This window comes from Rickettsiella endosymbiont of Dermanyssus gallinae, from assembly GCF_019285595.1.
GTDB lineage: Bacteria > Pseudomonadota > Gammaproteobacteria > Diplorickettsiales > Diplorickettsiaceae > Rickettsiella_B.
On the sequence record NZ_CP079094.1, the window covers coordinates 121,879 to 136,049 of the forward strand.

11 protein-coding genes are annotated in these 14,171 nt (G+C 41.1%); 7 read left to right on the forward strand and 4 right to left on the reverse strand.

All coding sequences use genetic code 11. From position 1 onward, the window contains the following. Positions 1-43: 43 nt before the first annotated feature. On the forward strand, positions 44-2,317 hold the full coding sequence (gene ptsP / locus KX723_RS00630; protein ID WP_218814212.1) for a phosphoenolpyruvate--protein phosphotransferase: 2,274 nt from the start codon (positions 44-46) through the stop codon (positions 2,315-2,317). Between the two features lie 11 nt (positions 2,318-2,328). Further along, positions 2,329-3,678 (forward strand): FAD-binding protein, encoded by a 1,350-nt coding sequence (locus KX723_RS00635; protein ID WP_218814213.1) that lies wholly within the window; start codon positions 2,329-2,331, stop codon positions 3,676-3,678. 22 nt (positions 3,679-3,700) lie between these two features. Here the strand turns inward: KX723_RS00635 and KX723_RS00640 are convergent, their stop codons facing one another. Genes KX723_RS00640 through recA form a run of 3 tightly spaced genes read right to left on the reverse strand, consistent with a single transcriptional unit; the run spans position 3,701 to position 7,254 of the window. Continuing rightward, entirely contained in the window at positions 3,701-5,725 is a 2,025-nt protein-coding gene (locus KX723_RS00640) for a M3 family metallopeptidase (protein WP_218814214.1), read from the reverse strand. A gap of 9 nt (positions 5,726-5,734) precedes the next feature. Then, complete coding sequence (locus KX723_RS00645) at positions 5,735-6,208, reverse strand: regulatory protein RecX (RefSeq protein ID WP_218814215.1); 474 nt, start codon at positions 6,206-6,208, stop codon at positions 5,735-5,737. Positions 6,209-6,216: 8 nt separating this feature from the next. Beyond that, positions 6,217-7,254: a recombinase RecA gene (gene recA / locus KX723_RS00650; protein WP_218814216.1), complete on the reverse strand. Its 1,038-nt coding sequence runs from the start codon at positions 7,252-7,254 to the stop codon at positions 6,217-6,219. 92 nt (positions 7,255-7,346) lie between these two features. On the opposite strand from recA, the gene hldE reads away from it, so the two are divergent. The 4 genes from hldE (at position 7,347) to KX723_RS00670 (ending at position 10,393) form a co-directional block, all read left to right on the forward strand. Further along, the gene (hldE, locus tag KX723_RS00655; protein WP_218814217.1) at positions 7,347-8,783 is read left to right on the forward strand and encodes a bifunctional D-glycero-beta-D-manno-heptose-7-phosphate kinase/D-glycero-beta-D-manno-heptose 1-phosphate adenylyltransferase HldE; all 1,437 of its coding nucleotides are present in this window, start codon (positions 7,347-7,349) and stop codon (positions 8,781-8,783) included. Beyond that, on the forward strand, positions 8,780-9,733 hold the full coding sequence (gene rfaD, locus KX723_RS00660; RefSeq protein WP_218814218.1) for an ADP-glyceromanno-heptose 6-epimerase: 954 nt from the start codon (positions 8,780-8,782) through the stop codon (positions 9,731-9,733). Before hldE ends, rfaD begins: the two co-directional genes overlap by 4 nt. An 8-nt stretch (positions 9,734-9,741) precedes the next feature. Continuing rightward, on the forward strand, positions 9,742-9,912 hold the full coding sequence (locus tag KX723_RS00665) for a hypothetical protein (RefSeq protein ID WP_218813323.1): 171 nt from the start codon (positions 9,742-9,744) through the stop codon (positions 9,910-9,912). Positions 9,913-10,069: 157 nt separating this feature from the next. Beyond that, complete coding sequence (locus KX723_RS00670) at positions 10,070-10,393, forward strand: ComEA family DNA-binding protein (protein WP_343230281.1); 324 nt, start codon at positions 10,070-10,072, stop codon at positions 10,391-10,393. Between the two features lie 193 nt (positions 10,394-10,586). Here KX723_RS00670 and KX723_RS00675 read toward each other — a convergent pair whose 3' ends face one another. Then, positions 10,587-11,636 (reverse strand): class I fructose-bisphosphate aldolase, encoded by a 1,050-nt coding sequence (locus tag KX723_RS00675; protein WP_218814219.1) that lies wholly within the window; start codon positions 11,634-11,636, stop codon positions 10,587-10,589. A gap of 310 nt (positions 11,637-11,946) precedes the next feature. On the opposite strand from KX723_RS00675, the gene KX723_RS00680 reads away from it, so the two are divergent. Further along, positions 11,947-13,353, forward strand: coding sequence for a hypothetical protein (locus KX723_RS00680; RefSeq protein ID WP_218814220.1), 1,407 nt, complete (start codon positions 11,947-11,949; stop codon positions 13,351-13,353). The last annotated feature ends 818 nt before the right edge of the window (positions 13,354-14,171 follow it).

Consider the following 14,171-nt stretch of genomic DNA (forward strand, 5'->3'; position numbering starts at 1 on the left):
CCTCTCTTTTAGGTTCAAATCATAAGTGGTTAGGTGTTTGCCTATGTTGAAGGTGCTTCGTCGTATTGTTCAGGAAGTTAGTAGCGCACAGCGTTTTGAACAAGCCTTGCAAATATTAGTGAGTCGAGTTCGGGAGGCGTTGCATACGCAATCCTGTACCGTTTTTTTATTGGATGATAAAAAGATCTATGTTTTGTTGGCAACAGATGGTTTGAACCCCAGTTCTGTTGGGAAAGTTCGTTTGACGTTTGATCAAGGTTTGGTCGGGTTAATTGGTAGAACGAGGGAGTTAATCAATATTGATAATGCCCCTGAGCACAGTGATTTTTTTTATGTCGAAGGTATAGGGGAAGAACGTTATAAGGCATTCTTAGGTGTACCTATTGTTCATAATCGAGCTTTATTGGGTGTTCTCATCGTGCAGCAAGAAGAGCAACGTTGCTTTGATGAAACCGAAGAAGCTTTTTTAGTTACCATGGCAGCGCAATTAGGTGGCGTATTAGCCCATGCAGAAGCGACCGGAGAAATTTCTTTTAAGGAAAATAAAGAACAAGTTCAAGCAGATATTATTTTTCAGGGTATTGCCAGTGCGCCTGGTATTTCAGTTGGCCAAGCTGTGGTGGCTTATCCATTTGCTGATTTGGAAGCCGTTCCGCATAAAAAGGTAAAGAATATCTCAGCAGAAGTGACCCAGTTAAAAAAAGCCTTTAAATCAGCAAGAAATGATATACAGCGTTTAAAAAAACATATGCTGTCTGTTTTGCCCGAGGAAGAACAAGCTTTATTTGATGTTTACCTCATGATTTTAGACAAAGCGAGCTTGGAAAAAGAAGTTATCAAAGTGATTCAAGACACCCAGCAATGGGCTCAAGCGGCTTTGCAAATAGTGATAGCGTCTCATGTCCATCAATTTGAGAAAGTTGATGATGATTACTTACGTGAAAGAGCAGCCGACTTGCGTGATCTAGGCCGTCGAATCTTAATGCACTTACAACATGGACAACTTACTCCGGTTCTTTATCCTGAAAAAACTATTTTAGTCGGAGAAGAGGTTTCTCCTTCTGCCTTAGCTGAGGTTCCTGAGGGTCGATTAGTGGGTATTGTGTCTGTAAAAGGCTCTAGCCATTCACATTTATCGATACTTGCACGTTCCTTAGGAATTCCAGCTATCACAGGGGTAGAGAATTTACCCGTTAACCAGCTAGAGACACAAACCTTGATTGTAGATGGTGCTCAAGGAAAGCTTATCGTGGCACCTTCGGCACTAGTGAAGCAAAGTTTTATTGCGTTAATTGAGCAGCAACGTGAGTTTTCTGACAGTTTGGAGGCCCTACGCGACCTTCCTGCCGAAACCTTAGATGGTTATAGTATTTCACTTTGGGTTAATACCGGATTGATGGCAGATGCTAATCTTTCTTTGACGGCCGGTGCAGAAGGTATCGGTTTATACCGTACAGAAATGCCTTTTTTGATCCGCGATTGCTTTCCTGCCGAGGATGAACAATACGGTTTATATCGTCAATTATTAACAGCATTTTCTCCTCGGCCTGTGGTCATGCGAACTCTCGATATAGGAGGCGATAAGGCATTACCTTATTTTCCCATTAAAGAAGATAATCCTTTTTTAGGTTGGCGGGGGATACGTGTAACGCTGGATCACCCAGAAATTTTCTTGATACAAATTCGCGCCATGTTACGTGCGAATCGAGGCCTTAATAATCTACGTATTATGTTACCCATGATTAGCTGTGTTGCAGAGGCTGATCATGCCTTACGTTTGATTAATCAAGCCTATGAAAAAGAATTGAGTGAGGATCCCAATGTGTGCAAGCCACCGATTGGGATTATGATAGAAGTTCCCTCGGCCGTTTATCAGGCGCATGCCTTGGCCGAGCGAGTTGAGTTTTTATCGGTGGGTAGCAATGATTTAACCCAGTATATGCTAGCCGTAGATCGTAATAATCCACGGGTAGCGAATCTCTACGATCCTTTTCAGCCATCTGTTCTGCAAGCATTGGTTCAGGTGGTAGAAGCGGCTCACCAAGCACAAAAACCAGTGAGTATTTGTGGGGAAATGGCCAGTGACCCCTTGGCTATCCCTTTGTTACTCGCCATGGGATTTGATGCCTTGAGTATGAACTCTTTTTCGATTCCTCGAATAAAGTCAGTTATTCGTCACATTAGCTTCAGGCAGGCTAAAGTCTTGTTAGCGCAAGTTTTAAAGATGGACAATGCGAAGACAACCAGAGACTATTTAACCCAAGCATTGGCTGGGTTAAGCTTAAAAACGTTGGTGCCCGTCGAAGTTGAGGGATAGAGCCCATTTTTATGAACCACTATAATAAATATAAAACGAGTTTTAATCGCTACCCACATCAGCGCCCTAAGCGCTTATCGCGTCCAGAAAGTTATTCTGAGCTAGAAGCCGTATTTACATCGGGCGGTATTGCACGTGGTCTGGGGGGTAGTTATGGCGATGCGGCTTTAAATAAAGATGGTCATGTTATTTTAACTGAGCGTTTAGATCGTTTTCTTGAGTTTGATGAACAACAAGGCATCCTTTGTGTTGAAGCGGGTATTAGTCTAAGGAAAATACTTGAGCTCATCGTTCCACGTGGTTGGTTTTTGCCTGTGACACCAGGAACCAGTCATGTGACTTTAGGTGGCTGTGTTGCAGCCGATGTGCATGGAAAAAATCATCAGCAAGAGGGTTCTATTGGACAACATATATTGTCCTTGGCATTGATACCGACACAAGGTGAGCCTATGCAATGCTCAGTCCAGGTTCATTCTGAATTATTTTGGGCAACGATAGGTGGTATGGGTTTAACCGGCACTATTGATACTGTGACACTAAAACTTAAGCCTATTGAAAGTGCCTATTTACTTGTACAGCATAAGAAAACAAATACTTTACAAGAAACGTTTGATTGTCTTTCTCAAGAGAATACATCAGATGAATATCAGGTAGCATGGTTAGACGGCTTAAATTTACCCTTAGGCCGTAGCATTATTATGCGAGCCAAACATGCCGAGGTAGCTGAATTGCCGTTACAACAACAGCCCGCGCCTTTTATTGCGCATCATCGTAAAACGTATAAACTTCCTTTTTATTTACCGAATGGATTGCTTCATCCAATACTGATAAAAACCTTTAATAAATATTATTATCAGCAATTAGCTAAAAAAGAATCGCCTATTTTAATGTCTTATAGCGATTATTTTTATCCGCTGGATAAGATTGTGCATTGGCCACGATTGTACGGTAAGCGCGGGTTTTTACAGTATCAATGTGTTATTCCGACGGAATCCGCATATGCAGTTACTAAACAACTATTAGAAACGTTAAATACAGAAAAATACCCTGTTTATTTAGCGGTTTTAAAACGTTTTGGTAAAGAAAGCTCAGCGCCTTTATCTTTTGCCATGCCAGGTTTTACCTTAGCATTAGATATTCCCATTCTAAATCAAGGTTTATTTGATTGTTTAAATAAATTAGATGAAATGGTTATTGAAGCCGGAGGACGTGTTTATTTAGCGAAAGATGCACGCTTAAAACCAGAGGCGTTTCGCAAAATGTATCCACGTTATTCAGAGTGGCTAGCCATTAAACAACAGTGGGATCCAGAAAATAAGCTTAGCTCGAGTTTAGCTAGACGATTAGAAATGATAGTGTAGTGTTTTTTATCCGTGAAAATATTTATCGAATATCCAAACTTTCCAGGAAAGGCTGAATTTTAGGTGCACGCCCACGGAATTGTTTAAATAATTCTACCGCATCAACCGCACCGCCCTGCTCTAAAATAGTTTCTAAAAACGCTTGTCCGGTTGCTTGATTAAAGATGCCATTTTCTAAGAATTTATAAAATGCATCACAAGACAAGACTTCAGCCCACAAATAACTGTAATAGCCCGCGGCGTAACCACCCGCAAAAATATGCGAAAAGCCATGTTGAAATCGATTAAAAGGAATGACGGGGAAGACATCAATTTGTTCACGTATCCCATCCAATAATATTTGAATTTGCGAATATCCCTCTTTGGGGTCAAATTCAGCATGTAGACGAAAATCAAATAAGGCAAGCTCTAATTGCTTTAGTAATTGTAACCCCGCTTGAAAATTTCTAGCGGCACGCATTTGTTGAATTAAGTTATCCGAGAGTGGTTCACCGGTTTGATAATGACTGCTAATCAAATCTAAAACAGGTTTTTCCCAGGCAAAATATTCTAAAAACTGACTGGGTAATTCCACTGCATCCCATGCAACACCATTAATGCCAGAAACTCCTTCATAATCAATCAGCGTGAGCATGTGTTGTAAACCATGTCCAAATTCATGGAATAAGGTTAATACTTCTTCGTGGGTTAATAAGGCAGTCTGAGTAGAATCGATGGGTGGTGAAAAATTACAGGTTAAAAAGGCAATCGGTGTTTGGATTTTTCCATTGCTTAAACGGCGGCGCGATTGATAGTCATCCATCCAGGCCCCTTCACGTTTCTCAGGTCGTGCATAGATATCTAAGTAAAATTGACCACGCAATTGTTGTTGTGCATCCGTAATAGAGAAAAAACGTACACTAGGATCCCAAACGTCGACGTTTTTAACTTCTTGTACATGCATACCAAACAAACGATGTATGAGGCAAAAAAGCCCTGTCAGAACTTTTTCTACAGGGAAATAGCAGCGTAAAGCATCTTCACTAATACCAAAGTTTTTTTCTCTCAATTTTTCTCGGTAATATAAGCTATCCCAAGGCTCTAAAGTATCAATTTTGTCGCAAGCATAAGCAAATTCACACAAGGTTTTCCGCTCTGCTTTTGCTTTAGCGCGTGTTGTGGCAAGCAGCTCTTCTAAAAAACTGATGACCTCTTCAGGGCTTTTCGCCATTTTGTTTGAAGCAAGACTTTTTTGTGCATAATTAGCAAAGCCAAGTAGTTCACTGAGTTCATGACGTAATTTAAGGATGTCTGCTAAAACAGGACCATTATCGTATTGAGCATCATTGAACTCAGAGGCGCGCGTAATATAGGCTTTGTATAAAGTCTCGCGTAATGCGCGATTATCAGCATGGGTTAATACAGGAAAATACGAAGGATAGTCGAGCGTAAATAAATAACCGTTAAGGTCTTTATCTTTAGCTGCTTTTTCGGCGCTAGCGATCACATAATCGGGAAGCCCTTGTAATTCAGCTTTATCAGTAATCAGTTTAGACCAATTTGCTGTGGCGTCTAATAGGTTTTCTTCAAATTGATTCGATAGTTGGGAAAGTTGTGCTTGGATGTCGCGATATATTTTTTGTTCTTTCTCCGGAAGATCAACGCCGCTCAAGTGGAAGTCGCGTAATTCATTATGTAGACACTTTTCTTGTGCATAATCAAAGTGATAGTTACTATTTGCTAAGGTTTTAATCGCTTGGTAAAGCGTTTTATTTTGACCGAGCTCTGTACTATAAGCGCTAAGCAGAGGCAGACACTTATTATAGGTCTCGCGTAGTTCTGGCGTTTGTTTAACCGCATGTAAATGGCTAATGGGCGACCAAAAGCGTTGTAGGCAATCATTTAGATCCTCAAGGCGCTCCATTAAACTCCAGTCTAGAGGGGTTATTTCAGTTAATAGACAAGGTAAATTTTCGCGATTTTTTTTTAATATTTTTTTTAAATCCGCAACGATCGTTTCAGGATTTACCTTGCTGAATTGGGGTAAAGTACCGGTTAGGTTTGTCATAATAAATAATTAAATTTTACTGTTTGCGATACATTTTTTTATTTGATCGAGTCTAAATCCACGGTATTGTAGGTAGTGAATTTGACGGTGTTTTTCCTTTAAGTTTTCAGGGGGCGATGAAAATTTTTTTTGTAGCATTCTTTCGATGCAGTCCAACCAAACCGATTCATGTTGTTGAAGCTGGGCAATAACAATTTCTTCGTTAACACCTTGTTGACGTAGCTCCATAATGATTCGGACAGGACCATAGCCTTGTCGAATGCGATTAGCAATGAAAGCTTCGCAAAAACGTATGTCATTTAGCAATCCTTCCTGGATTAATTGTTGTAATACAGTTTGAGTAATCTCAACCGAAAAGCCCTTTTGTAATAATTTTTTTTGTAATGATAGTTCCGTGTATTCACGTCTACCTAAGTAATTCAATGCGGCATAACGGACTTTTTGTGTATCCGCATTGCCGCAAATTGTATTATTACCCGCCATTGCCCAGGTTAATCAGCTATTTCTGCTTCAGCTGTTTCGGGTGTGGTTGTTGGTACAGGCTTATTGATTAAAAGTTCACGTAGTTGAGTTTCTAAGTTTTGCCGTACTTCAGGACGATCTTTGAGGAACTGTTTTACGTTTTCTTTTCCTTGACCTATACGATCACCTTGGAAGCTATACCAAGCGCCAGCCTTATCGATTAATCCATTGGATGTACCTAGATCGATTATTTCTCCGAGCCTACAGATGCCTTGGTTATAGAGGATTTCAAATTCCACTTGTCTGAAGGGCGGAGCCACTTTGTTTTTAACGACTTTAACCCGTGTTTCATTGCCTATGATTTCGTCACTTTTTTTGATTGCGCCAGTACGGCGTATATCAAGACGTACAGACGCATAGAACTTGAGCGCATTACCACCGGTGGTTGTTTCTGGATTACCAAACATAACACCAATTTTCATACGAATTTGGTTAATAAAAATAACCAGTGTATTAGAACGTTTAATATTTCCAGCTAGTTTACGTAAAGCTTGTGACATTAAACGCGCTTGTAAACCCATATGTGAATCGCCCATCTCGCCTTCAATTTCAGCACGTGGGGTTAGTGCGGCGACGGAATCGATAACAATAATGTCAACCGCATTTGAGCGGACTAACATATCAACGATTTCTAAGGCTTGTTCACCGGTATCAGGTTGCGAAACCAAAAGGTCCTCTAGATCGACACCAAGTTTACCCGCGTAAATAGGATCCAATGCATGTTCGGCATCGACAAACGCGGCAATTCCGCCCTTTTTTTGGCATTCGGCAATAGTTTGTAAGGTGAGTGTTGTTTTACCAGAAGATTCAGGGCCATAGATTTCAATAATACGTCCGCGTGGTAATCCTCCAATGCCTAAAGCAATATCTAAACCTAATGAACCGGTTGATATGGCTTCAACAGGTACTTGAATCGAATCTCCCAAACGCATCACGGCACCCTCTCCATGCTGTTTCTTGATCTGACTTAATGCGATGCTAAGGGCTTTTTTTCGTGCTTCAGTCATAGGGAGATACCTTTATGTCAAAAAAGTGGAGCAAAAATAGACTCTATGGCATTATCGCATAAACTAGGTAATAGTCTCTACAGTACATATTAATGAAAATTCAAGTTCCTTCATTTAATTCTATTCGTGCTTTAGTCGTCGGCGATATCATGTTGGATCGTTATTGGTCTGGTACAACGTCGCGGATTTCGCCAGAAGCACCGGTGCCTATTGTTCATGTGCAATCCATCGAAGAGCGTCCTGGCGGAGCCGGGAATGTTGCTCTCAATATAGCCGGTTTAGGTGCGCAGGTGGATTTAATTAGCTTCTGTGGTGAGGATCAGGCCGGAGATAGTTTAGAAAAGAAACTAAGTGACGCAGGTGTCGCTTGTTATTTATGCCGCATGCCTGAATTACCAACAGCAACAAAGTTACGTGTATTGAGTTTGCATCAGCAGTTGATACGGCTTGATTTTGAGGAGCCCAACTATCAACTTGATTACGCACAATTAAAAAAATTATTTGAGCAACGTCTTGCGCATGCCGATGTTGTTATTTTATCGGATTATGCCAAAGGCTGTTTGGCGCATGTACAAGATTTAATCCAGTGTGCGCGCTCAGCAAATAAACCGGTTTTTGTTGATCCTAAACGCAATGACTTTGAATCCTATCAAGGTGCTACTGCAATAACACCCAACCGGCTAGAGTTTGAAGCGGTCGTAGGACCTTGTAAAGACGAAGAAGCTTTATTGCAAAAAGGGTTGAAGCTTTTAAAGAGTCACGATCTTCAGGCTTTGTTAGTGACACGTGGCGAAGAAGGGATGACCTTAATTCGTAAAGATCCGCCGGAAATATATTTACCAGCATTTGCCAAGCAAGTTTATGATGTGACTGGCGCGGGCGATACAGTCATTGCTTGTTTTGCTTTAAGTTATGCGGCTACACAAAAAGATTTAGTGCAGGCGGCACAGTTGGCTAATATCGCCGCAAGCATTGTGGTTGGAAAACTGGGTGCAGCGACGGTTAGCCCCGCGGAATTAAGACGTGCGATTCAAATGCAGCAATTCTCTTTTCACCGAGGTATTTTGTCAGAGGCGGAGCTTAAGGTCGTTGTCGAGGATGCAAAGGCACATGGCGAGCAAATTGTGATGACAGGCGGGTGTTTTGATATTTTACATGCAGGTCACGTTGCTTATTTAGAGCAAGCAAAACGTTTAGGGGATCGTCTGATTGTTGTTGTCAATGATGATGCGTCGGTATCACAATTAAAAGGCCCAGGGCGCCCTGTTAATAATTTAGAAAAACGTATGGCAGTACTTGCTGGATTAAGCGCAGTGGATTGGATAGTGCCTTTTAGTGAAGCAACGCCCGAGCGGCTCATTAAATCAGTTTTGCCGGATATTTGGGCTAAAGGTGGAGATTACCAACTTAAAGAGCTGCCTGAAGCAAAAATAGTCAAAGCGTATGGGGGGCAAGTTAAATTGATCGATATGGTGGAAGGCTGTTCTACGAGCCGTATTATTTCAGCAATTAAAGAAGGTGGCTCATGATTATTGTGACAGGGGGCGCCGGCTTTATTGGTAGTAATTTGGTTAAGCAGTTAAATGTTAAGTACCCTGAAATACCTATTGTTATTGTGGACGATCTCACTGAAGGTATTAAGTTTAAAAACATCAATGATTGCAGGGTTGCAGATTATTTAGATCAGCAAGATTTTCTAGAGAAAATAAAACAGAATAAGTATTTTCCTAAATTAAAGGCTATTTTCCATCAAGGCGCGTGCTCTACAACCACCGAATGGAATGGGAAGTACATGATGGAAAATAACTTTGAATATTCAAAAGTATTATTACATTATTGTTTATCTTGGAAGGTTCCATTTATTTATGCTTCAAGTGCTTCTGTTTATGGGGTAGGTAGTGTTTTTAAAGAAGAATTGCAATATGAAAAACCAATTAACGTTTACGCCTATTCCAAATATTTATTTGATCAGTATGTACGAAATATTTTGCCAGAGGCGAAAAGTCAGATAGTAGGGTTACGTTATTTTAATGTTTATGGGCCTCGTGAAAGTCATAAAGGAAACATGGCCAGCGTCGTGTTGCATGCGGATCAGCAGTTAAGGGAAACGGGCATTATTAACTTATTTCAAGGAAATGATGGTTATGGCGATGGCGAACAACAACGCGACTTTATCTATGTCGATGATGCAGTGAACATTAATTTATGGTTTTTAAAGTCTAAAAAAAGCGGGATTTATAATGCAGGAACAGGGCATAGTGAAAGTTTTAATGCGCTGGCCCAGGCAGTGATTGATTTTCATGGGCGTGGCGAGATTCACTATATTCCTTTTCCAGCATCGTTGCAGGGGTGTTACCAAAGTTTTACACAAGCCGATCTTTCTAAGTTAAAAGCGATAGGGTATGCCGGATCTTTTAAGCCGGTTGCTGAAGGCGTAAAAGCGTACCTCTCAATTATTCACAAAAGTATTACCATTTAATTCATGCGATGAGACAGGAAAGCATTGTGAAAGCAATGCGAAGTCGAAGAGCCCGCGATAGGCGTGCGTTGACGGGCGAAGCAGGAAACGCATCACGCCGTAAAGTCATTTGTGGGAGGCACGGGCATGAACTCCGAAGGAGTGAGTGCGTGCCGGACGCAGGACGTATCGCGGCCTAATTTCAGTCGCGTCATGCGAACGAATTTCGGGGACACGATGGCCGAAATTCTTCGGGAGCATAGCGACTCACTTGGTTTCATTTTTTATTTATCTCTAAACTAAAACTCCCAATCGAAAAATGTATAAAAAGGAGTTTTTATGGGTATTTATCCTTAGTTGTTAACTACTTTATTAGTTTCAGTATTAGGGACGCCTGCTTTAGCAAATCAATCTATTGACACACCTACTTATCCTGCTGCACAACGATCAACAGCGAGTTTGCTTGCGCAAGATTATAAGGAAGTTACGGCGAGCGTTAATATTAATACGGCAGATGCTAAAACATTGCTTGAATTAAAAGGTGTTGGTTTGAAGCGGGCGCAAACTATTATTTCTGATAGAGAGCAAAATGGTCCTTTTAAATCAGTGGATGATTTAATACGAGTTAAAGGGATTGGCAAAAAAACAGTTGATCAAAACCATAATAAAATAACTGTTTAAAGAGTGTTTGATAAGTTAGAAGTATTAGAAGCAGTGGGTAATTATCGCTGCTTCTATATACTCTTCGCACTTGAATTTTTGGCGGCGTTCCCGCTCAACTCGCCATCCTCATGTATCATATATACACTCCGGTGGCTTCATTTTCGCGGCCCCTTGCCAAAAAATCCATTGCTGTGAGTATATTTACAATTTTTTAAACAAAAGCAGGCTCAGCTTCTTTGTCTTCAGCTTCCATCGTCGTTTGATAGAGTCCTTTGCAAGCGGCTGCATTTAATTTTGCACGTTTATAAAACGCTCGTTGCGCGGCCTTAACGTTATGTGCTTTTCCATTCCAAGCCTTTAGGGCGGGTTCTTGTAAAGCGCGGCCATAAGAGAAGCTTAACAGCCAAGGTTGTTTAGCGGTTTTTAATTTATTCATTGCGTTTAGATGCGCTGTTGCAAGCTCGGGTGTCTGGCCACCAGAAAGAAAGTTAATGCTAGGTACGTCTGTAGGAACAGTTTGTTGTAAGATTTTTAGAGTCGCTTGGGCAACCTCATTGATACTAGCGGGAGGTGTGTGGTGATTTCCGGCAATAACCATGCTGGGTTTAAGTATCATGCATTTCAACCGAATTTGATGCTTGTGTAGTTCTTCAAAGACGGCATGTAAGGTGGCTTCGGTGGCTTCCGCGCAACGCGCAAGGCTATGGCTGCCATCCATCAATAACTCAGGCTCTACAATCGGAACGAGGCCATTATCTTGGCAAATATAGGCATAACGCGCTAGTGCTTGAGCGTTTGCCGCTATGGCTAAGGAAGAAGGAAGCGTATTGGAAATAGTGAATACAGCGCGCCATTTGGCAAAACAAGCACCTAAATTTTTATAGATCATGAGTCTTTCAGCTAAACCGTCTAGACCCTGTGTCATTTTTTCTTCTGCATTCAGCGCAATAAGCCCTTTATCGACTTTAATCCCAGGCACGATGCCTTGTTCGGCTAATAGGTCGGGAAAAAGTATACCTTCTTTGTCTCGTTGACCTAAGGTTTCTTCATGCAGAATAACGCCATTAATAAAGGCTTCAATTCCGGGGGTTGTAAAAAGCAACTCACGATAACTACGGCGGTTTTCTACGGTAGATTCTACATGCAGACTAGCAAACCGTTTTCCAATGGTAGCCTGGCTTTCATCGGCAGCTAATATTCCTTTTGCTATTCCTGGTGTGGCAAGTTGTTTGATAATTCCTTCGAGTTCATGGACGGCCATAGTGATTGCTCCTTACATTTTTTGGCATAGAGTATAGGACAATATCGTGATTTATAACGCTACTTCTACAAAAGGACAGCCTCGTGCATAAGTCATTAAGCGTACCACTATATAGGACAATACTATCAATTTCTAGTGAACCTTAAGCCTGGGTTTTGCAGGGCAAAGTGGATTATCTGGGGTTAAATAGCAGATTTAATTTTTCTTTAAGTTAAAGCGTATACAATTAAAGTAGGTGAGGACGATCCCCACTTATAAAGATTTTCTCGTACATAAGAGGGAGGATGAAAATAAAACATAAGGGGTGCTTATGCAACCAATAACTTTCTTAAAGCAATTGCTCAGTATGATGAGAGAAGGCTCGCGCGCTGAAGATTCCGCGGAGAAACCATCTGTTATTGCATTAAGAAAATATATGCTTTTCGAAGGGAACTTTAAAAAGGATATTAAGCGTTTGTATTCCTTAGGTCATTCTTCCTTCCAACCCTCTAATCTGAAAAGTCTCTCTGACAAAGAATTATGGGAAAAATTATGTAACCTGCATTGCTTATTAGAAGCTTGGGAAGACAGCGGATTAAGTAGAGATAATAAGGAAAACAAGGAAAATAAAAAACAACGTCATGCGCTTAAATATAAAAAAGATCTGGCTAAACCAACTCGAAGAACGATTCACAAAGCACTTAACATTGAAGTTATTAATTTAGCAGATGCATTAAAGGTTCGTGAAAAAGATAGTGACAATGTTGCGGTTCTAAGTGGAAATCAGTTAATAGATCTGACCTCTCAGTGGCTTCATGCGCTAAAAATAATTAATCCCGACCTTGAATCACCTGAGGATAAGGATATTGAGAAGCGCTTTAAAAAGGCAGCCAGTGCGATCACTTCTTTTAAAACACTAACGCAGAAATTTATAGCGGCGCTAAGTGTTTCTGTAGCGATTATCGCGGGATTAGCCTGTGGATTTTTTACAGGTGGTGCTATTTATGCATTAATTGCTGGTGCTTTGTTACCAGGTGTGGTTATACCGATTGTTGTGATTGCAGGCCTTATTGGTTTTGCAGTTAATGTACGTTTTTTTTCGAAATCGCTTCCGGAATTTTTAGTGAAACTGACCAATCTCAGCAGAATAACGGAATTTATAAATGAAAAGGGTGAACGTGAACAATTCTCAAATCTTAAAAAATATGTCTATTTACCGCTTGCCGCACTTTTCTCTGTGGCGGTAGGTATTTCCTTTGCTGCTTTTTCTCTAGTGCAACTCGCTGGTATGTTAGTGGCTTTACCTTTTTTAGTTGCAATAGGGCCTTTACCAATAATTTTAGCGGTCGTATTAGCTATAACGATGACCATCGTTATGTTTAAGGCTTTTGTGGAACTAGCACCAAACCTTCCTTTCTCTCAATTATGGCAGTCGCTAAAGACAACTTGGAAGGAAATGTCTTTCATGAAACTCCTGTCTTATGGGTATTACGCTCGCCGTTTGGGTAGGAAATATTTGTTTAGCGATGGCGTGCCAACAAGGCATTTCAGACATTATAAGTTGCTTTTGGGGTGTTGCTTTCCGCTGTTTTTGCTTAGGTCGTTCTTGCGACAAATTCTTTGTAGGGTCAGCTGCCCCGTTAATATATTTACGCGTCCCATAACCTTTTGTAAAGTAATGGTACTTTTTGCTGAGTATTCCCAAAAAGTTGATATTGAGTTATTCCAGAAAGATTAAAACTTGTTTTTTTCGTCGAGTCACAAGTTCAATCGGATAGGTATTAGAGAACCCTCATTCCTAAATAAAGTGACCAGCGCAGGTCATTTTTATCTGGGAATCAATAATTATATCCCGGTGCTCTTGTTTGTTAATGCCATCGCGAATGGCGCCTGGCATTTGATAGTAAGCCGTCGACTTATGGTATTGTGGCGGTGCCGCTGGGGCGCGCTTCAATTTCGCTTTCGTCGCGGGCAACCTCGTCATCGATAATAATGCACTCAAAGACGCCAAGCGGAAACGCGGCTATTCGGGCTTAAAGCTTCTCTGAAGCCTAAAGACCCTCCAATGAGTGATAATAAGACACAGGAAGAAAGCCAAGTGGATGAAGTGGTTACGGCTGCTCAGAATCCGAGCGCTCTAAAGGTCGATAAACTCCACTGATATCGGATTACAGTTAGTTTTGGTGAGAGCTTTCCCGTCCTCTATCCCCACTACCTTAACCTACACGCGCGCCGGCAGCGCCGCAGCCGGCATCAGCATTGAGCACCCGGTAAGCGTACCGTGTCAGGTGGCAGCTTATGTAGGGGGTATAAAATATGCTTGTTACCCCCTATTTTTTTCCTTCTAACATAAACTTTATCCCTTTTATTCTTCCTCCTGTCGGCCAGCCGTTTATAACACTAATAGCTCAAATTCTCTTTTGTCAGTTATATCCTTCTTTTTCATTGCATAAAAAGAATGTGCTTATTATACTGTGCGGCAATTTGATGGGGGGATGAATGGCCATTAGTAAAATTCAATGCCCTCTTAGCTTAATCGTGCGGATAGGGGTAGCT

What these genes read in the sequence shown, in the direction of transcription:
- ptsP (WP_218814212.1), top strand. Translation starts at nt 44, where the DNA reads ATGTTGAAGGTGCTTCGTCGTATTGTTCAGGAAGTTAGTAGCGCACAG.
- KX723_RS00635 (WP_218814213.1), top strand. Translation starts at nt 2,329, where the DNA reads ATGAACCACTATAATAAATATAAAACGAGTTTTAATCGCTACCCACAT.
- KX723_RS00640 (WP_218814214.1), bottom strand. Translation starts at nt 5,725, where the DNA reads ATGACAAACCTAACCGGTACTTTACCCCAATTCAGCAAGGTAAATCCT.
- KX723_RS00645 (WP_218814215.1), bottom strand. Translation starts at nt 6,208, where the DNA reads ATGGCGGGTAATAATACAATTTGCGGCAATGCGGATACACAAAAAGTC.
- recA (WP_218814216.1), bottom strand. Translation starts at nt 7,254, where the DNA reads ATGACTGAAGCACGAAAAAAAGCCCTTAGCATCGCATTAAGTCAGATC.
- hldE (WP_218814217.1), top strand. Translation starts at nt 7,347, where the DNA reads ATGAAAATTCAAGTTCCTTCATTTAATTCTATTCGTGCTTTAGTCGTC.
- rfaD (WP_218814218.1), top strand. Translation starts at nt 8,780, where the DNA reads ATGATTATTGTGACAGGGGGCGCCGGCTTTATTGGTAGTAATTTGGTT.
- KX723_RS00665 (WP_218813323.1), top strand. Translation starts at nt 9,742, where the DNA reads ATGAGACAGGAAAGCATTGTGAAAGCAATGCGAAGTCGAAGAGCCCGC.
- KX723_RS00675 (WP_218814219.1), bottom strand. Translation starts at nt 11,636, where the DNA reads ATGGCCGTCCATGAACTCGAAGGAATTATCAAACAACTTGCCACACCA.
- KX723_RS00680 (WP_218814220.1), top strand. Translation starts at nt 11,947, where the DNA reads ATGCAACCAATAACTTTCTTAAAGCAATTGCTCAGTATGATGAGAGAA.